This window comes from Geomonas ferrireducens (genome assembly GCF_004917065.1).
GTDB lineage: Bacteria > Desulfobacterota > Desulfuromonadia > Geobacterales > Geobacteraceae > Geomonas > Geomonas ferrireducens.
Genome location: NZ_SSYA01000003.1, coordinates 582,627 through 603,941, shown reverse-complemented (window position 1 = coordinate 603,941; position 21,315 = coordinate 582,627). Strand labels below are relative to the sequence as shown.

18 protein-coding genes are annotated in these 21,315 nt (G+C 64.5%); 5 read left to right on the top strand and 13 right to left on the bottom strand.

Translation table 11 applies throughout. The features are described from left to right. Positions 1-19: 19 nt before the first annotated feature. The 4 genes from E8L22_RS18495 to E8L22_RS18480 all read left to right on the top strand — a co-directional run bounded on the left by E8L22_RS18495 (position 20) and on the right by E8L22_RS18480 (position 4,082). Positions 20-343, top strand: a complete 324-nt coding sequence (locus E8L22_RS18495) for a DUF4212 domain-containing protein (protein ID WP_129127675.1) — start codon at positions 20-22, stop codon at positions 341-343. Next, positions 336-1,856, top strand: a complete 1,521-nt coding sequence (locus E8L22_RS18490; protein ID WP_136526589.1) for a VC_2705 family sodium/solute symporter — start codon at positions 336-338, stop codon at positions 1,854-1,856. Before E8L22_RS18495 ends, E8L22_RS18490 begins: the two co-directional genes overlap by 8 nt. Positions 1,857-2,013: 157 nt before the next feature. Beyond that, positions 2,014-3,279 carry a putative nucleotidyltransferase substrate binding domain-containing protein gene (locus tag E8L22_RS18485; protein WP_136526588.1) on the top strand — a complete coding sequence of 422 codons (1,266 nt, stop codon included), beginning with the start codon at positions 2,014-2,016 and terminating at the stop codon, positions 3,277-3,279. Positions 3,280-3,287: 8 nt separating this feature from the next. Next, positions 3,288-4,082 (top strand): sugar phosphate isomerase/epimerase family protein, encoded by a 795-nt coding sequence (locus E8L22_RS18480; protein ID WP_136526587.1) that lies wholly within the window; start codon positions 3,288-3,290, stop codon positions 4,080-4,082. Here E8L22_RS18480 and E8L22_RS18475 read toward each other — a convergent pair. The 12 genes from E8L22_RS18475 to E8L22_RS18420 all read right to left on the bottom strand — a co-directional run bounded on the left by E8L22_RS18475 (position 4,072) and on the right by E8L22_RS18420 (position 19,382). Continuing rightward, positions 4,072-4,527: a universal stress protein gene (locus E8L22_RS18475; RefSeq protein WP_136526586.1), complete on the bottom strand. Its 456-nt coding sequence runs from the start codon at positions 4,525-4,527 to the stop codon at positions 4,072-4,074. The two genes, E8L22_RS18480 and E8L22_RS18475, sit on opposite strands and share 11 nt — an antisense overlap. A gap of 164 nt (positions 4,528-4,691) precedes the next feature. Beyond that, on the bottom strand, positions 4,692-5,501 hold the full coding sequence (locus tag E8L22_RS18470; protein WP_136526585.1) for an inositol monophosphatase family protein: 810 nt from the start codon (positions 5,499-5,501) through the stop codon (positions 4,692-4,694). Then, positions 5,491-5,940, bottom strand: coding sequence for a ferritin family protein (locus E8L22_RS18465; protein WP_136526584.1), 450 nt, complete (start codon positions 5,938-5,940; stop codon positions 5,491-5,493). The genes E8L22_RS18470 and E8L22_RS18465 overlap by 11 nt, the downstream gene beginning before the upstream one ends. Positions 5,941-6,208: 268 nt before the next feature. After that, complete coding sequence (locus E8L22_RS18460) at positions 6,209-7,741, bottom strand: ammonium transporter (RefSeq protein ID WP_136526583.1); 1,533 nt, start codon at positions 7,739-7,741, stop codon at positions 6,209-6,211. A 50-nt stretch (positions 7,742-7,791) separates the two neighbouring features. Further along, entirely contained in the window at positions 7,792-8,130 is a 339-nt protein-coding gene (locus tag E8L22_RS18455; protein WP_129127667.1) for a P-II family nitrogen regulator, read from the bottom strand. Between the two features lie 447 nt (positions 8,131-8,577). Further along, positions 8,578-10,539: a two-component system response regulator gene (locus tag E8L22_RS18450; RefSeq protein WP_342793000.1), complete on the bottom strand. Its 1,962-nt coding sequence runs from the start codon at positions 10,537-10,539 to the stop codon at positions 8,578-8,580. A 165-nt stretch (positions 10,540-10,704) separates the two neighbouring features. Continuing rightward, positions 10,705-13,146, bottom strand: a complete 2,442-nt coding sequence (locus E8L22_RS18445) for a response regulator (RefSeq protein ID WP_136526582.1) — start codon at positions 13,144-13,146, stop codon at positions 10,705-10,707. A gap of 117 nt (positions 13,147-13,263) precedes the next feature. Further along, on the bottom strand, positions 13,264-13,950 hold the full coding sequence (locus E8L22_RS18440; RefSeq protein ID WP_136526581.1) for a type 1 glutamine amidotransferase: 687 nt from the start codon (positions 13,948-13,950) through the stop codon (positions 13,264-13,266). Positions 13,951-13,962: 12 nt separating this feature from the next. Further along, positions 13,963-14,922, bottom strand: a complete 960-nt coding sequence (locus E8L22_RS18435; protein WP_246044775.1) for a CapA family protein — start codon at positions 14,920-14,922, stop codon at positions 13,963-13,965. A 181-nt stretch (positions 14,923-15,103) separates the two neighbouring features. Beyond that, positions 15,104-17,092, bottom strand: coding sequence for a heterodisulfide reductase-related iron-sulfur binding cluster (locus E8L22_RS18430; protein WP_136526580.1), 1,989 nt, complete (start codon positions 17,090-17,092; stop codon positions 15,104-15,106). 62 nt (positions 17,093-17,154) lie between these two features. Then, the gene (locus tag E8L22_RS18425) at positions 17,155-18,483 is read right to left on the bottom strand and encodes an FAD-binding protein (RefSeq protein ID WP_136526579.1); all 1,329 of its coding nucleotides are present in this window, start codon (positions 18,481-18,483) and stop codon (positions 17,155-17,157) included. Positions 18,484-18,569: 86 nt separating this feature from the next. Beyond that, the gene (locus tag E8L22_RS18420) at positions 18,570-19,382 is read right to left on the bottom strand and encodes an electron transfer flavoprotein subunit beta/FixA family protein (protein WP_136526578.1); all 813 of its coding nucleotides are present in this window, start codon (positions 19,380-19,382) and stop codon (positions 18,570-18,572) included. Between the two features lie 219 nt (positions 19,383-19,601). Here E8L22_RS18420 and E8L22_RS18415 point away from each other — a divergent pair, with 219 nt between their 5' ends. Next, on the top strand, positions 19,602-20,447 hold the full coding sequence (locus tag E8L22_RS18415; RefSeq protein WP_136526577.1) for a TonB family protein: 846 nt from the start codon (positions 19,602-19,604) through the stop codon (positions 20,445-20,447). Here E8L22_RS18415 and galU read toward each other — a convergent pair. Then, entirely contained in the window at positions 20,444-21,310 is an 867-nt protein-coding gene (gene galU / locus E8L22_RS18410; RefSeq protein WP_136526576.1) for a UTP--glucose-1-phosphate uridylyltransferase GalU, read from the bottom strand. The genes E8L22_RS18415 and galU overlap by 4 nt on opposite strands. Between the last annotated feature and the right edge of the window lie 5 nt (positions 21,311-21,315).

Genomic DNA, 21,315 nt, shown 5'->3' with positions numbered 1-21,315 from the left:
ATCCTTCAAGGGAGGAGACATGAGCCGTCCCGAAAAGCGCTCCAAGGTAAACCTGTTCCGCCCCAAGAAGGGGCATATGCGGGACGAGGTGCTGATCATCCTCGCCATCCTCTTCGGCTGGGTCGTCTGCACTTTCGGCTTCCAGTTCCTGGTATACGCCTGCCGCGGGACCGGGGCCGGAAGCCTCCTCACCCGTCTCACTTTGTTCAACCTCCCGCTGCACTTCTGGTTCACCGGGCAGTTCCTGCCGCTTTGGTTCATCTTCTTGTGCATCATCTTCAACGTCTACGTGGACCGGATCACCGAGTACCACAGCCGCAAGCGGGATAGAAGCTATGAATGACTCGTCCTGGTCCATCTTCGTCGTTCTGTTGGTGCTCCTCTCCTTCATCCTCGTGGGGCTGAGGCAGAAAGCACGCGAAAGCCAGGAATACGGCTTCGGCGGGCGCTTCACCGGCCGTATCGGCGGCGGCGCCGCCATCGCCAGCAACTGGATGAGTGCGGCGAGCCTCATGGGACTTGCCGGGATCATCTACCTGCACGGCTACCAGGGGCTCGCCTACGTCATCGGCTGGACCGGCGGGTACGTGCTACTCCTCGTCTTGCTGGCGAGCCAGATAAGGCGCTTCGGCAAGTTCACCACCCCCGAGTTCGTGGGCGAGCGCTACGGCTCCAGGCCAGCGCGTCTCATCGCCGCGGTGATCGCAATCGCCATCTCCGTCATCTACTGCGTCGCACAGTTCAAGGGGATCGGGCTCATCTTCTCCTTCATGTTCGGAGTGGGGTACGAGCAGGGGGTCACCTACGGGGCCCTTGCCGTGGTCTCCTACCTGGTCATCTCCGGGGCGCTCGGGGTGCCGCGCAACCAGCAGTTGCAGTACCTGGTGATCTGCGTCGCCTTCATCGTCCCGCTCATGTGGCTCGCCCGCCGTCTCGGCTACTTCTGGGTGCTACCGCAGTTCGGCTACGGGCGCGCCTTGACCGACCTCTGGCGCGAGTTCCGCATCGACTTCACCCTCCCCTTCGCCCATGACTCCCTCTTCCAGTGGTGCGCGCTCTGCTTCACCCTCATGGTCGGCACGGGAGGGCTGCCGCACGTCCTCTCCCGTTTCTACACCGTCCCCAACGTGCGTGACGCCCGCTGGAGCGTTGTGTGGGGGCTCTTCTTCATTGCCCTCGTCTACTGGTCCGCCCCCGCCTTCGCCGTCTTCGGCAGGCTCATCGAGGCGCGCCGCGGCATGATCCCCTCCCCGGAGGCGGCGCGTGCGGCGGCCGATGTCGTTACACTCAACACCGCGGTCGCCGCGGGACTTCCGGGATGGCTCGTCGGGGTCCTTGCCGCCGGTGCCCTATCCGCCGCCTTCTTCACCGTGGCCGGGCTTCTCATGACCGGGGCCTCGTCGATCTCGCACGACATCTATTACAGCTTCCTGAACCCGCGCGCGAGCGAGCGGGCGCGCATGCAGGTGGCCAAGGGAGGGACCCTGGTGCTGGCGGCGCTGGTCCTCATCATCGCGCTCAAGCCGCCCGGTCTCATCGCCGAGATCACCGCGGTCGCCTTCGCCCTGGCCGGGAATACCATTTTCCCGCTCTTTCTTCTCGGGATCTGGTGGGACCGCGCCAACCGTTACGGCGCCATCGCCGGGATGCTGACCGGTGTGCTCTGCACCGTGGCGCAGCCCCTTTTCGGCGGAACTTTTCCCGCCGTCGCCGCCTTCTTCCCGTTGACCTCGTCCGCCCTGTGCGGGACGCCCCTGGTGATCCTCGTGATGATCGCCGTATCGCTTGCCACCCCTCCCCCGCCAGAGGAGATGAGAAGCTTCCTCGAGCAGGAGGTGCACGGGCATATGGACTGAAAACCGAACGGACGTTCCGCGTTCAGCGTTCAACGTTCCCGCGCGGCATCCATGAGGTCCAAGAGCAACTTGGAATGCAGAGGTTTTCCTGGTGTGAAGCAGTTAGAGGTTCAAAACGTTGAACGCTGAACGTTGAACGGTCTTTCGGGGGGTACTCATGCCCATGCTGTTGGGATCCAAAGGGGAGGACATCCTCACCTGGCGGGCCAGCACGGTGCTGCTGGAAAATCTGAAAACGCGCCTGGAGCGCAAGTGGGAGAGCAGCTCATCCCGCGCCGCCGAGAGCTTTCTTACGACGCTCATGGACACCCTGCGCGCGGAGCTCGACTACGAGGGACAGCTCGACCAGGAGCTTGCCGTCGTCGAGGAGGAGATCGCCCACGCGGAAACGGCCTCAGCACTCGTGGCGCCTCAGCAGCGCCACCGCGAGCTCGCGGCGGCCCACTTCCGACGCCGCCGCTCTCCCCTCGCCCTTTGCGGCGCCTGCAGCCGCCTGCATGACCTCGTGCTGAAAAAGGCGGCGGAGCTCGCCGAAGAGCGCATGCGCGAGCTGGGACAGGGAACGGCGCCGGTGTACGCCCTCCTCGTTTCCGGCGACAGAGCCCGCGGCGAACAGACCCTCTACAGCAGGAACCGCTACCTCCTGCTGCACCAGCTCGACTCCGAGCGATTCTACCTGTTCAGCCGGCAGTTCACCCTGGCGCTACAGCAGTCGGGGCTTCTGGGCGAGCAGGAGACCCCGTGGCACGGCTCCCTCTCAGAATGGCGCTCGCTTCTGAAAAACGGCAACGGCAAAGGTGAAGCGCCCCCCGTCTCCCCGGCTCCGCTTCCCCCCTTCGCCGCGGCAGAGCGCCAGCGTGCGACTCCGCTCCCGGAGTGGCGCTGGCGCCTTGAATCCATGGCCGACCTCGCCTACGTCACCGGGTTCGAGCCGCTCGCGGACCAGGCGGTCGGCGCGGCAGCCCTCGCGCTAAGAGAAGAACTCGGGCGCGATCCCTTCTTCCAGCTCGCGCGGCGCGTGATCAGCCTGCCGCTTGCTCTCGGCCGTTTCGGGCGCTGGCGCCTCGAGCAAGGAGAACACCAGGGCGAGATCGACATCGAAAGGCTCGCCCTCTCCCCGCTGGTGCAGCTCGTGCGCATCCTGTCGCTGAAGGCCCAGGTGCATGAGGGGGGGACCTTGCAGCGTATCCGTGCGCTCTTGTACCGGGGCGCCATGGACGTGGACCTCGCCGAGAGGCTCTTGAAGGCGCTGCAGTGCCTGCTCACGCTGCGTATCGAAAGCGAGATCCGCAGCGAGGGGGCCGGCGGGTATGCGAACCCCGAGGATTTCGACCCCGAACAGGACGCACGGCTCAGGGAAGCGCTGGAGGCGGTGCTCAACCTGCAGAAGATCGCCTACCAGAACATGGTGGGACAGGTATAGGACCGGGCATGAGGATTTCCATCTCCGCAGGAACGCTCTTCATCTTCCCGCTCCCCAAGGCGTTCGCCATGGCGAGGGAGGCCGGGTTCGACGGCATGGAACTGGTGATCAACCAGGAGTTCCAGAAGGTGAACTCGCGCCGCCTGGTGAGGGAACTCGCGGAGATCATGCCGATCTTCTCCATCCATGCCCCCTTCCTGCAGCTGGACGGCTGGGGAAGTCCGGTCGACTCATTGAAACGTTGCGTGGAGATCGCCGCGGAATGCGGCATAGGGCTGGTGAATTTCCACCCGCCGTCATGGATGGGGTGCGAGTTCGCCTACTGGCGCTGGCTTTACCGCATGCAGGACTTTCAGCAGGAGGTGGGGGGGGACCAGGTGACGCTCACCCTGGAGAACATGCCGTGGACCGGAAAGTACCGGATCAACGGTTACATCCTTTCGGAGACCCAGAAGCTGATCGAGTTCCTGCACGAGAGGAACCTCTTTCTCACCTTCGACTGCACCCACATGGGGAGCGGACGGGCCAACTTCATCAACGACTTCTACCTCTGCTACAACAGCGGACGGATCCGCAACATCCACTTCTCGGACTACGGCCACGGCAGGCAGCACCTGTTGCCGGGACACGGCATCCTGCCGCTCACCCGCTTTTTGAACCACCTGCGCAATACCGAGTACAACGACATCCTGACCCTGGAGCTCTCCCCCCACGAGTTTCCCAAGGGGGAGCAGATCATCATCGAAAGCCTGAAGGAGATCCTCGCCTATCTCAGGCAGGAGACCGACAAGGCTACCCTCTGACCACGTAGACCGAGCATTTCGCGTCCCGCACCACCTTGTGGGAGACGCTCCCCAGCAGCTTTCGCTTCAAAAACCCCTTGCCGGTGCTCCCGATCACGATCACGTCGATCTCCTCCTTCTGCGCGAAGCGGATCAACTCCTCGGCCGGGTCTCCGTAGACGACGGCCGTCTCGAGCGGCACGTCGAGTTCCGTCGCGATCTTCTCCACGACGTAGAAGATGCGCTCCTTCAACTCGCCCCACTTCTCCTGCTCCGTTATGGGGCGGGCCGGGACGAAGTCGGTAAAGGTGTTGCGCGGCGCGTTGGGGAGCACCAGGAGCCCGTACACCTTGCTCTTGAACTGGCTAGGGATCCCCGCTGCGAAACGCACCGCCTCCTCGGCGGCCTTGTCCGAGAGCGGCGAGCCGTCGATGGCCACCAGGATTTTCTTGCGCAGGTTAAGCATCAGGATCCTCCGGCTGTCAGGGTGGGCGAAAAGCTGCACAACTATATAACATCGCCACGTTTTTTCCTACAGGATTTTAAGAAGCGACCGGCGCCGGCACTCCTTTGCGCCAAAGCAAAAAAAAGGCGCTCATAAGAGCGCCCTTTCCAAAATCTAACTGCCGCTCAAAGAAGCGGCGCCGACCGTTCGGCCCGCTCCAGGAGCGCTTCGATCTCCTCGTGGATGAGCCCGTTACTGGCAAGGATGCGGTGGTCGCCGATCCTGTGCGGCTCCCCCTTGTGGTTCGTTACCATCCCCCCCGCCTCCCTGACCAAAAGCGACCCCGCCGCCACGTCCCACGGCTTCAGCTTGCACTCCCAGTAACCTTCGAGCCTCCCGGCGGCCACGTAGGCGAGATCGAGGGCGGCGGCCCCGGCGCGGCGCACACCGCGCGCGGCCAGTTGCAGCTCGAAGAAGTTTCTGAAGTTGTTCTCGTTGCCGCGCGCTACGTCATAGGGAAAGCCGGTCGCGATCAGGGAGTGGCGCAGGGGCTTGCGCGAGGAGACCCGGATCGGCCTGCCGTTTAGGAAGGCGCCGCCGCCGCGTACCGCGGTGAAGAGCTCGTCCATCATGCAGTGGTAGATGACCCCAAGCGCCAGTTCTCCTTCGTGCTCGAGGGCGATGGAGACGCAGAACCAGGGGAAGCCGTGCGCGTAGTTGGTGGTGCCGTCCAGGGGATCGATGACCCAGCGCCAGGCGGGGTCGCCGCCGTCGTAGAGGTTCTCCTCGGCGAGGAAGCTGTGGCCGGGGAAGGCGGCAGCGATCCGGCTCACGATGAGTTCCTCGCAGGCGCGGTCCACCTCGGTCACGATATCCACCTCACCCTTGAAGTCGAAGGTGAACTCACCCCAAAGCCGCTCCTTCTGCAGCCTGCCGGCATGGCGCGCCGCGGTGACCGCGGTGTCGAGCATCGCTTGCAGCCCCTCAGTAGACATCCTCCCTCCCGTCCTCCAAAAGTTCGCGCATCTCCTCGAGAAGGGTGAAGTGCATCTCGTCCTCCTCGGCCATGGTCTGGAACAGCTCGCGCTCCCAGGGATGCAGCGCCTCACGCGCGAGATCGGCGCAGGCACGTGCGGAAAGGGCCTCGAACTGCATCGCGTTCAGGTAAAGCCCGAGGTCGCCGCTATAGCGTGCGAGTTCCTCCTCGGACAGGCGGCGCAGGATGCTTCTCGCCCCCTCAAGCGTCGCCGATTGGCGCAGATCGACCCGGCCGCCGTCTCTCAGGGCGCGCAGGGCCCCCGCATGACGCAGTTCGTCCTCGCTGAACATCCTGAAGATGGAGGAAAGCCCAGCGATCCCCGCCTCGGCGCTGCAGCGCTCGTAGTACCCACTGCCGTCCCCTTCCTTGCGGAGCACCATGTCCCTCGAATCCATAATCGCCCTCCCGAGATCGTTCTGTTACGGCTGGAAAACAGTAACAGGAAATCTCGGTATTTCAAAACGCTAGATCATTTTTTTGGCGGCGCGACAGTGCAAAAGAGTTGCAGAGTGCCAAGCCCGCCCCGCCGCGAGTCGGCTCCCCTGACCTTCCCCCTGCAGGTTCGGGAACGTCGTTTAAAGTTCGCCTCCATGAGGGTCCGGGCACAAAAAAAGGGGGGCTTGCGCCCCCCTCCAAAATCACTGCTGCTGAATCCGGCAGGTACTAGTTGTAAGCGGTCTCGGAGTGCTGGGTCTGGTCGAGGCCCATGATCTCGTCTTCCTTCTCGACGCGCAGGCCGATGGTCTTATCGAGGATGAGGGCGATCACGAAGGTCACCACCACCGCGTATGCTGCAGCAGCACCGACCGCGATCAGCTGGGTGACGAACTGCTTCATGTTGCCGGAGGTGAGCCCGGTGGCGCCGACCGTGGCGAAGACGCCGGTCAGGATGGCGCCGGTGGTGCCGCCCACGCCGTGTACGCCGAAGGCGTCCAGGGAGTCGTCGTACTTCAGTTTCGCCTTCAGCATCACGCCGCCGTAGCAGACCAGGCCGCCTGCGATGCCCATGAGAATGGCGGCACCCGGCTGAACGAAACCGGCTGCGGGGGTGATCACGACCAGGCCCGCTACGACGCCGGAGCCAAAGCCCAGTGCCGACGGCCTGCCGGCGTGAATCCACTCGGCGATCATCCAGGTGAGGCCTGCGGCGGCCGGGGCGATGGTGGTGGTCATGAAGGCGAGGCCGGCGAGACCGCCTGCCGCGTCGGAGCACCCCGCACCGACGATGGCGGAACCCGCGTTGAAGCCGAACCAGCCGAACCAGAGGATGCCGACGCCAAGCAGGGTAAGCGGCAAGCTGTGCGGAGCCATGCGCTCGTTCGGGAAGCCGTGACGTTTGCCGAGGAAGGCGAGCACCACCAGGGCCGAGATACCGGAGGAGAGGTGAACGACGGTACCGCCGGCGAAGTCGAGAGCGCCCATCTTGAAGAGCCAGCCGTCAGACATCCAGACCCAGTGCGCCAGCGGGTCGTAGACCAGGGTGGTCCAGAGGAGGACGAAGAGGCAGTAGGCGGAGAACTTGATCCTCTCGGCGAGGGCACCGGAGATGAGGGCCACGGTGATGATGGCGAACATCGCCTGGTACATGGCGAAGACGTATTCGGGAATCGCGCCCGGCTCAGTCGGGACGTTCTGGAACAGCGCGTAAACCGCGTTGCCGTCCTTGAAGGTGATCAGCCCGTCAAGCAGCGCCTTGCTGAAGTTACCGACAAGGCCGTGCCCCATGTCCGGTCCGAAGGCGAGCGAGTAACCTATGATGGCCCACTGCACCCCCACGATCCCCATGGCCACCAGCGAGTGCATCATGGTGGAGAGGACGTTTTTCTGGCGCACCATGCCGCCGTAGAAAAGGGCCAGGCCGGGGGTCATGAAGAGGACCATGGCGGCGGAGACCAGCATCCAGGCGGTGTCGCCGGTATTGAGGACCGGGTCGACGTTTTTCGGTGCGGCGGCTGCAGGGGCTGCGGCTGCGGGAGCGGCCGGTGTTGCGGCGGGTGCTGCGGGTGCCGTGGCCGGGGCGGCAACAGCGCTTGCCGCGGCCGGGGCCGTGGCGGAATCGGCGGCCTTCTCCTCGGCGATCGCGAGGACCGGTACGAGCATCAGGCTGCCCAGAAGGGCCAGTTTGCCGAGTTTCATCGCGAGGCAGCTGGAAGCGGGGGTAGCTGCGTCCTTAACCTTTTTAATGTCACGTATCATAACACTCTCCATTGATCGTTTTGTTATGGATTGGTCTTGTCAGCTAGGGCCTAAACGGCCTCGTCGCCCTTCTCTCCGGTCCTGATGCGGACCGCATCTTCCAGCGGGAGGATGAAGATCTTGCCGTCCCCGATCCTGCCGGTTTTGGCGGTTTCCTCGATGGTGGCTACGGCCTTGGCGACCAGCTCGTCGGCCACGGCGATCTCGATCTTCACCTTGGGGATGAAGTCCACGACGTACTCGGCGCCGCGGTACAGTTCGGTATGCCCCTTCTGGCGGCCGTACCCTTTTACCTCGCTCACGGTGATCCCCTCGATCCCGATCTCGTTGAGGGCGTCCTTCACCTCGTCCAGCTTGAACGGCTTGATGATTGCTTCGATCAGCTTCATCGCTTGCCTCCTCTTCTTTGTGATGGCGGTGGATTTCGTCGTCGGTACACAGCGTGTACTCATGCTTGCAGAACATTCGGCAGGCCGGCTCGCCGGCTTGCAGACATAGCATCAATCGGGTTAAACGGGTTTCACCCTCTTTTCAGGCCCGTGAAGGCTTCGATGCCCTTGCCTTTGTTCAACGTCGAATAAACAGCTTCTGGTCCAGCCTTGAAAACAGTCCCCCTTTCCCAATAATGATGCCCTCCACCACGACCTGCACCATTGCCTAAACGGGCGGGAAAGCCTTTTCCAGCACGCCATCGTGCCGTGTCTGATCACGGTTTAGCACAGGCCATGCCATCGCGACGAGTTATTCACAAGCAGCTGTTCTCATTGATTTTTTGAGCGCACACCCGTATACGGGGCCGCGGGGCGGGTGACTATTGCGGCAGCTATGACTTTTTTTTAGGCAGGGTCGGAGGGGAGAGACAGGAGAAACATGCGCGCGATCTCCTCGGGGGGGACCGGCTTGCAGAACAGGTATCCCTGGTACATGTCGCAGCCGTGGTCGGTCAGGAAATCGAGCTGCGCCCGAGTCTCCACCCCTTCCGCGATGACCAGGAGTTTCAAGGTGTGGGCCATCTCGATGGTGGCCAGGGTGATGGCGGCATCGTCCGCCTCGGTGATGATGTCCTTGATGAAGGCGCGATCGATCTTGAGGACGTCGAGGGGAAAGCGCTTCAGGTACGAAAGCGATGAAAACCCGGTGCCGAAGTCGTCGATGGCGAGGCGCACCCCCATCCCTTTCAGCGCATGCAGGGTTTGGACGGTCCGCTCGGTGTGGGCCATGAGCACCCCCTCGGTGAGCTCCAGCTCGAGGAACTCGGGGGGGAGACCGGTCTCCTTGAGGACCGCGGTCACCGCGTCCAGGAGTTCGTTCTTCATGAACTGCTGCCCGGAGATGTTCACCGCCATGACCACCGGCTTCATCCCCGCGTCCATCCAGAGCTTGTGCTGGCGGCACGCCTCCGCGATGACGATCTGGTCGATCTGGATGATCAGTCCGATCTCCTCGGCAAGGGGGAGAAAGCGCGACGGCTCGACCATGCCGAGCTCCCTGCTGTTCCAGCGCACCAGCGCCTCAAGCCCCACCACCTCCCCGGTGGCGTTGGAGACCTGGGGCTGATAGTGGAGGACGAACTCTCCCTCCTTGATCGCCTTGTGCAGCTGGCTTTCCAGGATGATCCGCTCCAGCGCCTTCGCGCTCATGGACTCGTCGTAGATCTGGTAGCCGTTTCTCCCCTGCTCCTTCGCCTGGTACATGGCGCCGTCCGCGTTCCTTATCAGGTCGCTAGCCGTGGTGGCGTCGAAGGGGTAGAGGCTGATGCCGATGCTCGTGGAGACGAAGACCTCCTGCCCCTCGAGCGAGTAGGGAACCGAGACCGCCTCGAGGATGCGCCGGGCGACCTTCGCCACGTCCTGGAAATGCTCGATATCCGAGAGCATGATGGTGAACTCGTCACCGCCGAGGCGCGACACGAGCGAAGGGGGACACTCATCCTGCTCGGCCCGGGCGAGGCAGTCGCTTCTGCGCACACAGCGCAAAAGGCGGTCCGCCACGTCCTGCAGCAGACGGTCCCCCACCCCGTGCCCCAGGGTGTCGTTCACCAGCTTGAAGCGGTCCAGGTCGAGGAAAAGGACGGCAAGCATCCGGTCGTTGCGGTTCGCGTAGATGAGCGCCTGTTCCAGCTGCTGCTGAAAGAATCGGCGATTGGGGAGCCCGGTCAGGGCGTCATAGTAGGCGAGCAGCCGAATCTGCTCCTCCGCCCGCTTCCTCTCGGTGATGTCCTGTATGGTCCCGGTGAGGCAGATGGCGGTTCCCGCGTCGTCGAGAACCGTCGCCAGTTCCGCGTGCAGCACGCGCTCTCCCCCTTCGATCAGGATGCGGTAATCGAAACTGACGGGGGTGCGCCTTGATACGGCGTCCTCGAGGGAGCTCTGCACGAAGGCACGATCCTGGTGGTGCACCAGGTCCAGGATCGGGTTCATCCGGTTTTGCTCCCGGTCGAGGCAGCAGATGCTGTACACCTCCTCGGAGCAGCGTATCTCGCCGCTGGAGAGGTCCCATTCCCAGCTTCCTATGTGCGCGAGGCTTTGTGCGTGGGCAAGGCCCGCCCTGCTCTCCCTCAACTGCTCGAGCGCGGAACTCGCCCGCAGCATGTAGCTCACCCGGTAGCCCAGGATATGCCAGTTGATCGGCTTGGTGATGAAGTCGGTCGCTCCCGCCTCGTAGGCTGAATCGATGGAAGCGAGATCGTCCAGCCCCGTCATCATGAGCACCGGGGTGTCGCGCCCGGCATCGGTGTTTCTGATCTCGGAGCAGACCGAGAAGCCGTCGATCCCCGGCATCATGACGTCCAAGAGCACGATGTCCGGGTCGTGGAGGGCGAACTCGTCCCAGCGCCTGCTCCCCGGTTTCCGCGTCGCGCACGACGAACCCGGAACTCTCCAGGGCCTCCCGGGCCAGCATACGCACCGCCTGGTCGTCGTCCACCACCATGACCAGCGGTGTTTCGCGCTTGCTCTTCCTGGTCAGCATAGCGGTCCTCCCTTGAGCGCGTCGCGGACGAGCCGATACTCCTCCTCGGCTTGGTGCAAAAGCGGAAGCGCCCCTTCGGTCGAGCCGGCACGTCCCAATCGCTCCAGTTCCCTGCAGACCCCGGCCAGGCGCAAGGCGCCGAGATTGGCGCTCGAGGACTTGAAGCTGTGCGCCGCCGCCTTCAGTTTCTCCGCATCCCCCCCGGACTCCGCTTCACGCATGGTCTTTAACAGCGCCGGCGTGCTGGCGAGGTAGAGGTCCACCACCTTGCGCAGCACCTCCTTGCCGCGATTGCCGGGCAGGGTCCTGATCATGGCGAGGGCGCCGCTCATCCTGTCGCGGGAGATCACCTCGGCCTCCTGCGTTTCCCCATTGGGCTGCGCCGTCACCCGCAAGAGCCGCTCAATCGCCCGGGCAACCTGCTCGCGGCTGAACGGCTTGGAGATGTAGTCGTCCGCACCGGCCTCAAGGCATGCTTCGCGGTCCCCCTTCATGGCATGTGCGGTGAGGGCCACGATCGGGACCCGCCCCCCCGTTTCGGCCTCGCGCTCCCTGATGCGCCGGGTCGCCTCCAGCCCGTCCATGACCGGCATCTGGCAATCCATGAAGACCACGTCGTAGCTGCAGCGCTGCACCTCTTCCACGGCGGTGAGCCCGTCTTCGACCACCTTCACCCGGCACCCGAGGCTCTCCAGCATCCCCTTCCCCACCTCCTGGTTCACCACGTTGTCCTCGACGAGGAGCACCCGGTGCAGGCGCGGCGGGGTCGCCCCGCAGCATCCCGCGTCAAGGCGCTCATCCTCATCCATCCCGAGCGCCGCCACCACTGCGCCGTAAAGCCCTTCCTTGCGTACGCCGCCGCGAGGGTAACAGCTCGCCTCCACCCCGGCAAGACGCGGGTCCCCTGCCAGTTCCTCGTTTTCATCGAGGAGAAGAAGACGCACGGAACGCCCCTCCGGCAGGGCCCGGATGGCACAGGCGAGTTCCAGTGCGCCGCTTCCCGCCACCTCCCGATCGATCAGGGCGAGGTCGAAGGGGGCGGCCACCAGGCGGCAGAGCGCCCCGGGCGCATCTCCCACGCTCTCCAGGTCCACCCCCCACGAGGCAAGCTGCTCGGTCACCGCTTCGCTTAGCCGCGGGGCGTCGCTCACCAAGAGCACCCTCTTGCCGCGCAGCGCAGCACAGCAGCGCTCGGCGCGCGAGGACTCCTCGTGGAGCTGCAGACGGGCCGTGAAGCTGAAACGCGCCCCTTCCCCCGGCGCACTCTCGACCTCGAGCGCCCCTCCCATGAGCTCGGTCAGCTGCCGGGCGATGGCGAGCCCCAAGCCCGTACCGCCGTACTTGCGGGTCATCGACTCGTCCCCCTGGGCGAACTGGTGGAAGATGCGCTCGCGTGCCTCGGTCGGGATGCCGATGCCGGTATCCTCCACGCTCACGCGCACGAGGGCCGGCTCCTCGGCGAGGGAGAGGGTCAGGCGGACCCACCCCCGCGGGGTGAACTTCACCGCGTTGCCGAGGAGGTTCACCATCACCTGGCGCAGCCTCCCGGGGTCACCGATGAACATCCGGGGGAGCCCCGGCTCCAGCTCCAGGGATAGCTCGAGGCTTTTCCGCGCCGCGTCCTCGGCGAAGATCGCCACCGCGTCGGAGGCCAGCTGCGGGAGGTCGAAGGGGATGTTCTCGAGCTCCATGCGCCCCGCCTCGATCTTCGAGAAATCGAGGATGTTGTTGATGATGGAAAGAAGCGCCTCGCCCGAGCGGCGTACCGTCTCCACGTAGCGCACCTGCTCTTTGGTGAGGCCGGTTCCTAGGAGGAGTTCCGTCATGCCGAGCACCCCGTACATCGGGGTCCTGATCTCGTGGCTCATCTGGGCCAGGAAGTCGGACTTGGCGCGGCTTGCCGACTGAGCCGACTGCATGGCGTGGCGCACGCTTTTGAGGCTCTCCTCGAGCTGCTCGTTCACGCTGCGCAGCTCGCTGGTCCGCTCGGCCACCTCAAGTTTCAGCTCCTCCGAATGCAGCGCGAGCCGCTCGTCGCGCACCGAGATCTCGGCCAGCATGTTGTTGAAGCAGGCGAAAAGAAGGCCGAGCTCGTCCCCCGACGCCACCTCGGGGTCGACGCGCACGCGGTAATCCTGGCTTGCCGAGACGAGCTCCATCTTCTCGGTGAGCCGGCGGATCGGGTCCGAGATGAGCCGGTCTATGCGCTGGGAGAGGAGCCCTGAGAGCGCGGCCAGGCCGCAGAGCGCGAAGATGAACTGCAAGGAGGCGAAGAGTATAAGCGGCGCATCGGTACCGGGAAGGCGCAAAGTGGTGGGGATCAGGAGGCGGTAGCAGAGGCACCCCGCGGCGAGCCCGAGCAGGAGCATCCCGTTGCCGAGGAGAAGCAGTGTGATCAGTCTGGACTTAAGGCAGTGTTGACCTGGAAGCTTCACGGCACCTCCTCGGTCGCGCTCCGGAGGAAGATCTACGGCCGCGCCCCCGGGCAGGGGGCGATTTTAATGATGCCCGGAGCACAAACGTTAGAACTTTACAATAAAGGGTCGGCTATTTCAAGGTTGTGCAGGGGAGAGCGAGAGTGATACGAAATTGGCGAGGATGGTACGGGAGGCTGTGTTGAAGGTCTCTTCTGCGGCGATGAAGCCGGAGAGGTGGTCGGCGCGCGGGGTGAAGAAGCCGTCCCAAAGGTCCACGATGGAGCGGTCCACCTCGGGGTGAAACTGCACCCCGTAGATGCGCCCGGGGAGGCGGAAGGCCTGCGCAGGGCAGGCTGGGGAAGAGGCGAGCAGAGTCGCCCCGGGGGGTGTGGTGAAGCTGTCGTTGTGCAGTTGGAAGGTGACGAAGGGATTGGTTACGCCGGCAAAGAGTGGGTCGGCAGCGCCCGCAGCGTTGAGGTCGACGCGGTGTATGCCGCGTTCCCCGTGGGGTGATGGGGAACTCACCGTGCCGCCGCAGGCGTGCGAGAGAAGCTGTCCGCCGAGGCAGATGCCGAGCAGCGGCAGCCCCGCGGCGACGGCCTCCCGCATGAAAGCGACGACGCGAGAGAGGTGCGGGTGCCGCTCCGTGTCGTGCGCACCCATCTCACCCCCGAGCACCACCGCCGCCGTTAGGCCTGCAGGGTCGGGGATCGGGTCCCCCGCGAAGGCGCAAACGGTGCGGAAAGGGACGCGCGCCGCATCCAGGACCTGGTGCAGCATGCCTGCCGGACAATTGGGATCGTTCTGCACGATGAGGAACATGGGAACTCCTTCTTATCGCCTTACGCCGAGCGCTCCCCGCTCCCCGAAGACGATGGGGGAGTCCGGAAAATCCTCGGCCGAGAGCCTGCGCATCAGGCGCAGGGCGCGCCGCTTCGGGTCGGGGCGCGGACCGGTGCCGAAAGACTGCCGAAACGACTCGATGCTCCCGGCAACGAAGGAGCCGTCGGCGGCAAGCTCGGCGGTGATGAGCGGGGCGTAGCCGCTCTCCCCGGCAACGCTCACCCCGCCGCAGGTGGCGAAGTTGCCGAGGCTGTAGGCGATCAGCCTGCCGCGGTAAAGCTCCAGCCCCCTCGGCACGTGCGGTCCGTGCGCGAGCACGAGGTCGGCGCCGCGGTCGATGGCGTCATGGGCGAAGCCGACCAGGTCGCCGCGCGACTCGTCGAGGAAACGCTCCATCCCGGGAGAGACGTGCAGCGCCCCGCGCCCCTCGGCGCCGGCGTGGACGGAGAGGATGACGATGTCGTTCTCCCGCGCCTCGCGGGCGATCTCCTGCAGGGGTTGTGCCGGGAAGACGATGGAGCGCGGCGCCGGGCCGTAGGAGAGGGAGATCACGGCGACCTTCACGCCGCGCACTTCGAAGCGGGCCACCTCTCCCTTCTTGCTGGAGAAAAGGATCCCCGCCTCCTCGAGGGCGCGCCTCGTCTCGACGAGCCCCTCCGGCCCGAAGTCGCGGGCGTGGTTGTTGGCGAGCGAGACCATGGAGAAGCCTGCTTCTTTCAGGTTGCGAACGTACGAGGGGGGAGTGCGAAAGAGGTAGCGGCGCCCGGGAAGGGGCTCTTTTCCAGGGAGTTGCGCCGTGGTGAGCGGTCCCTCGAGGTTTCCGAGGGCGAGGTCGGCGCGCTTCAAAAACGGCGCGGCCGCGGCGAAGAGGTCCCGGCCGCCGCGCGGCGGGAGCCTCGGGGTCGGGTAGTCGGTGCCCATCATGATGTCGCCGACCGCGGCAATGGTCACCGTCCTCCCGGCGGCCTCGGCCGGAGGAGAGGTGTGGGGGACGAGAAGGAAGAAAAAAATCGCGACGGCGGCGCGCCATGGGGTGAGCGGGGTCAGCGGGGTTCTCCTTTTGCCTGCAAAGCGTGCACTCCCCCTCCCCGGCACCCCATTTTTTGGGCATCCCGGAAGGGGGAGCACGGTATCAACCCTTTTTGTGCAAGAGCCCTTCGGCGAGCACCTCGACCACGTCCCGCACCTTGACCTCTCCGGCGCCGCGGTCCTTCAGGCCGTCCTCCATCATGGTCATGCAGTAAGGGCAGGCGACGCAGACGGTGTCCGGCTTTTCGGCCAGGAGTTCGTCCACGCGGGTGTGGTTCACCCTGTCGCCGATGAACTCCTCCATCCACATGCGCCCGCCGCCCGCGCCGCAGCAGAACGAGTTGCGGCCGTGGCGCTCGGCCTCCTGCGGTGCGCTGCCGGTGACGGCCTGGACCACGGTGCGCGGCGCCTCGAAGATGTCGTTGTGGCGCCCTAAGTAGCATGGGTCGTGGTAGGCGATTTTGCCGAGGCTCTTCTCGCTGCCGTCGAGCTTGATGCGCCCCTTCTTGATCAGGTCGGCGATCAGTTCGCTCTGGTGCACCACCTCGAGCTCGAGGCCGTACTGGCGGTAATCGTTTTTCAGCGTGGTCAGGCAGTGCGGGCAGAGCGTGATCACCTTGGCGACGCCGCGCTCGCGGAAGATCTCCGCGTTCTCCTTGGCCATCTTGTCGAAGAGGTACTCGTTGCCGAGGCGTCTCAGCGAATCGCCGCAGCACTTCTCGTCCTTGCCGAGGATCCCCCAGGAGACCCCGGCCGCGTTCAGGACGGTGGCGAGCGCCACGGTCACCTGTTTGGCGCGGGAATCGAAGGAGCCGGCGCAGCCGACGTAGAGGAGGTATTCGGTCTCACCCGCGACAAACGGCTTCACGGGAAGGGTGGAGACCCACTTCGCGCGCTCGCCCGGGGCGATCCCCCAGGGGTTGGAGCGCTGCTCCATGTTCTCGAAGAGGTTCAAAAGCTCCTCGGGGAACTTCGACTCGGTCTCCACCAGGTGGCGGCGCATCTTGACGATCTTAGGCATCTGCTCGATGAGTACCGGGCATGCCTCCATGCAGGCGCCGCAGGTGGTGCAGGACCAGATGGCGTCCTCGGTGTTGGTCCCCTCTCCTTCGTTGCCGATGAGCGGCAGCGTCCCTTTTCTCCCTTCCTTAAGCGCGGGACCGTTCTCCAAAAGGTTCGTCTTGATGGCGTGCACGATCTGGCGCGGGTTCAGCGGCTTACCGGTGATGGAGGCCGGACAGGCGGACTGGCAGCGGCCGCACTCGGTGCAGGAGAAGGAGTCGAAGAGGTCCTTCCAGGTGAAGCGCTCCACGCTACCGACGCCGTAGACCGCCCCCTTCTCGAAGGTCTCGCGCGGCTGCGTGGCGGGCCACTCGAGCGCCCCGAAATAGCAGTTGGGGATCGCGGTCAGGATGTGCATGTGCTTGGAAAGCGGCAGGAAGCAGATGAAGGCTATCAGCACGAGGGCGTGCACCCACCAGGAGACGCGCTCCACGAGGGTAAGATCGACGCCGGCATGGGTGAGCCAGGCGGCCACCACGGTGGATACCGGCATGGCGGAAGCGGCGGCCTCCCTACCCTGCGCGATGATGGCGCCGTGCATCCCGAAGTAGGCGAGCATCAAAAGCGCGATGAAGGCGAGGATGGCGAACGCCTCGGGACTTCTCCCCTTAACGTACAGGCTGTCAAGCTGCGGCGGCCTCACCACGATCCTGCGCACGAAGGAGAGGACGATGGCGAAGAGGGTCAGAAGCGACACCACGTCGAAGGCGATGAGGAGCGCCCGGTGCAACCCTTCCGGCAAAAGGGCGAGGCTCACCGACGGGAAGACCCCGTTCACCAGGAACTCGCCGTTCGCGATGGCGAGGATCACGAAGGACCAGAAGATGACGAAGTGGTTCAGGCCGAAGGGCTTCTTGATGACGCGCAGCTGCCCGAAGGCGTAGAGGAACATCTCGGAAAGGCGGCGCCCCGGCTGGTCGAACCTCTCCTCGGGCAGTCCCAGAAGGACCAGCGACAAGCGGCGGTAGACGCTCCAGCCGAAAAACAGGAGCGAGGCGACCAGAAGCGTCGTGAAGATGGCGGTTTGCATGGGTGGTACCTCGTATCGTTTGCGGCCTATGGGCCGCTAGCAGGGTTCTTTTTCTCTTGCGGCTACTTGGCCCCGGAACGGGCCGCCTTCAGCGTCCTCAGCTTCTGCGTGAGTGCGGGGATCACCTTGAAGAGGTCGCCTACGATGCCGTAGCTCGCCACCTCGAAGATGGGGGCGTCGGCGTCGCGGTTGATGGCGATAACCACGTCCGAGTCCTGCATCCCGACCAGGTGCTGGATGGCACCGGAGATGCCGCAGGCGATGTACACCTTCGGACGCACCGTCTTACCGGTCTGACCCACCTGGCGGTCCGGCGGCATCCACCCGGCATCGACCGCGCTCCTGGAAGCGCCGACCACGCCGCCGAGGACCTCGGCGAGTTCCTCGAGCATGGAGAAGTTCTCCTTGGCCATCATGCCGCGCCCGCCCGAGACGATGAACTCGGCGCCGGCGATGTCCACCTTGGAGCCGCCGCCGTCCATGAGGATGTCGAGCACCTTCACCTGGACGTCATTCTCGGCGATCGGCACCGGCTCGCGCACGATCTCTCCTTTGGCCTGCGGGTCGAACTCCGGCATCGGCATGACGTGCGGCCTGACCGTGGACATCTGGGGGCGGAACTTGTCGCAGACGATGGTGGCCATGATGTTGCCGCCGAACGCGGGACGGGTCTGCATCAGGTTCCCCTTGTCGTCGACGGAGAGGCCTGTGCAGTCTGCGGTGAGCCCGGTGGCGAGGATGGTGGCGACAACGCCGGCGAGATCACGCCCGAGACCGGTGGCGCCCATGAGGATCACCTCCGGCTTGTACTTCTCCACCAGGGCGCAGAGGCTCTTCTGGTACGCCTCGGTGCGGTAGTGGCGCAGTACCGGCGCGTCCATGAGGTAGACGGTCTCGGCGCCGTAGCCGAACGCCTCGGCGCAAAGCTTCTCCACGTTGTCGCCCATGACCACGGCGCAAAGCGGCGCTTTCCTCGCCTGGGCGAGCTCTTTTCCTTTCCCCAGGAGCTCCCAGGAGACCTTGGCGGCCTCCCCTTCGGTCTGCTCGATGAAGACCCAGACGCCGCGGTAGGCGGCGAGCTTCTTCTTGAGTGCCGCCTCCTCGGGGTCCTCCTCCACGGCCTCTCCACCGGAAGCGGCGGCGAGTTCCTGAAGGATGCGCAGCTCCTCCGGGGTGAAGGCCATCTCGATCGCCTGCACGGGGCAGACCTTCACGCATTTCACACAGCCGATACAGCGCGAGGGGTCGATGATCGGCTCGCCCGCGTCGTTCATCTGGATCGCGTCAACCGGACAGGCGCTCTGGCAGCGGGCGCCGCAGGCTATGCACTTGTTCTCCAAAAGCTGCGCCTTGCCGCGCGGTTTTTTCGGTGGTTTCACAGCATCGGTCATTGCTTCTTCCTTGATGATTCCTGGTTGTGACGATTCGTTCGCCTATTCCGGGTCCCGCTCGTCCAAATCCAGGTGGTGAATTTGAATTAAAGCGCTAAGAGATCCTTCTCGATCATCTTGTCGATGAGGATTTGGGCCGCCCCTTCCGGGTCATGCGCACCGTCCCCGAGCATCTCCCCTTTTGCCCTCTCGGGGGAGAAGATGCGGCTCACCCATGTCGGGGAGCCCTTGAGGCCTATGGTGTTCACGTCGAGCCCGAGCACGCTGTTGTCCCACACCTCCACCTGCGCGTCGGCGGACTCGAGACGCATGGCAACGGTCGGGTAGCGGGGACGGTTCAGCTCGCGCACCACGGTGAGGAGCACCGGAAGCGGTGCCTCGACGTGCTCGTGGCGCCCCTCGAGCTTGCGGCTCACCTTGATCCTGCGGGCGGAGAGGTCGAGCTCGTCGACCCGGTCCACCAGGGTGAGCTGGGCGAAGTCGAGGCGCGTGGCGATGCCGGGACCGACCTGGGCGGTGTCGCCGTCGATGGTCTGCTTGCCGCAGATCACCACACCTACCTCGTCCTCCTTGGCCAGGCGCTCGATGGCAGCGGCGAGCACCTTGCTCGTGGCGAGCGTGTCGGCGCCGCCGAAGACCCGGTCGGAGAGGAGCACGGCCCGGTCCGCACCTTGGGCGAGCGCCTTTCTGAGCGTCGCTTCGGCGTTGGGGGGGCCCATGGAGATGGCGACCACGCGGCAGCCGTAACGGTCCTTGAAGCGGAGCGCCTGTTCCACGGCGTGGGTATCGTAGGGGTTCACGATGAAGGGAACGCCCTCACGGATGAGGGTGTTGGTGACTGGATCGATCTGTACCTGCGTGGTATCTGGGACCTGCTTGACGCACACCACTACGAGCATGGCTACCTCGGAAGTGAAATTTTATGTCTTAACGTTACTAGAGATTTCTGAAAAAAAGTTGACCTAGGTCAAGGAGCGGTAAAAATCTGAGGGGTGGAGGGCACGCCGTCAGGCGCGAAAACTGTCTGTCCAAACCCCTTGCTTTTTGCGAAATGATCTTCTACCATCACGCGAGGTTCAGCACCAACGAATCACCCGATCAGTCACGGGTGGAGATACATGTCAGATAGATACGTCGAGAAAAACTTCCTTTACCTGCTGCTGCTCTCGCTGCTGTGCCATCTGGCGGTATATCTTGTTATCACGTTAATCCCCCCCGGACAAGACAAAAGGCCCCCGGAAGCGACCATGGTCGACCTGACCGACCTTCCGGAGCTCCCTCCCCAGCCGAAACCGGAGATCAAGCCGCAGCCCAAACCCGATATCAAGAGGTACTCGGAAACCCCGCAGCGCGTCGTCAGGGAGATGGCCCCGAAGGCGAGAGACGCGGTGGACCGGATACTGCCGCAAAGAAACAGCGCTCCGCCTCAGCCGAACCGTCCTTCCCAGGCAACGCGTGAGCCGTCCTACCCGGCGCCCCAGCCGTCCAGGGAACAGGCGGCACCGGGCCAGGGGATCTTCAAGCCCAAAGGCGGCCCGGTGGACCGCGCTAAGCTCTTCCCGAGCGCGACCCGGCTGGCGCGCCTGGAGGAGAGCTACCGCGAGAAGTACCGCAGCGAAGTCGAGGAAGGCGATACCCGCTTCCTGAACACCGACGACATCCAGTTCGGCTCGTTCCTACGCCGGCTGGAGACATCCATCTATGGCGTCTGGCACTACCCGCAGGCGGCGATCATGCGCGGCATCGAGGGGACGACGCCGGTCAGGATCACCTTCAACCGCAAGGGAGAGATCACCCGCGTCGACATGCTGGAAAGTTCCGGGAGCAAGATCCTGGACGACGAGGTGCTGCGCACCCTAAACGCCATCGGGCCGATCGGCTCCTTTCCCAAGGGGTACACCGGCGAAAGCTTCAAGCTGATCGCCTTCTTCCACTACGGCAGCGGCAGCGGCCGGCTGCACTAGCAGCCCAGTCGCTGCCTCAAGAACGCCTCGAAATCCCCGTTGAATTCATCGCGCTTCAGCGCCATATCCACCGTCGCCTTCAAAAACCCGAGCTTGTCGCCGCAGTCGTGGCGGATCCCGTCGAAGCGGCAGCCGTAGATCGGCTCCTGGCGCGACAGCGTCTTGATGGCGTCGGTGAGCTGTATCTCGCCACCCTTACCCGGCTCCTGGGTCTCAAGGATCGGGAAGATCCCCGGTGTCAGGATATAGCGGCCGATGATGGCGAGATCCGAAGGCGCCTCGGCGACCGGCGGCTTCTCCACCAGGTCGAGCACCTCGTAGGCACGGTTCGCCAGGTGGTTCGCCCGCACGCAGCCGTAGGAGGAGATGGTCTCCATGGGTACCTGCTCCAGGGCGAGGACCGGGGAGCGGTAGCTCTCGTAGGTCTCGAGGAGCTGGGAGAGGCAGGGCTGCTGAGCGTCGATGATGTCGTCACCGAGAAGCACGGCGAACGGCTCGTCACCGACGAACTCCTTGGCGCAGAGGATGGCGTGGCCAAGCCCCAGCGCCTCCTTCTGCCGCACGAAGAAGATGTTCGCCATCTCGGCGATCTCGCGCACCTGCTGCAGCTCGTGATCCTTCCCCTTCTCGTAGAGCAGCGACTCAAGCTCGAAGGAGATGTCGAAGTGGTCCTCGATGGCCCTCTTGCCGCGGCCGGTGACGAAGAGGATCTGCTCGATCCCCGAGGCGACCGCCTCCTCCACTACGTACTGGACGAGCGGCTTGTCGATGAGCGGAAGCATTTCCTTGGGTGTTGACTTGGTGGCCGGCAGGAAGCGGGTGCCAAGCCCCGCGACCGGGAAAACGGCCTTTTTAACGCGCATCGCAA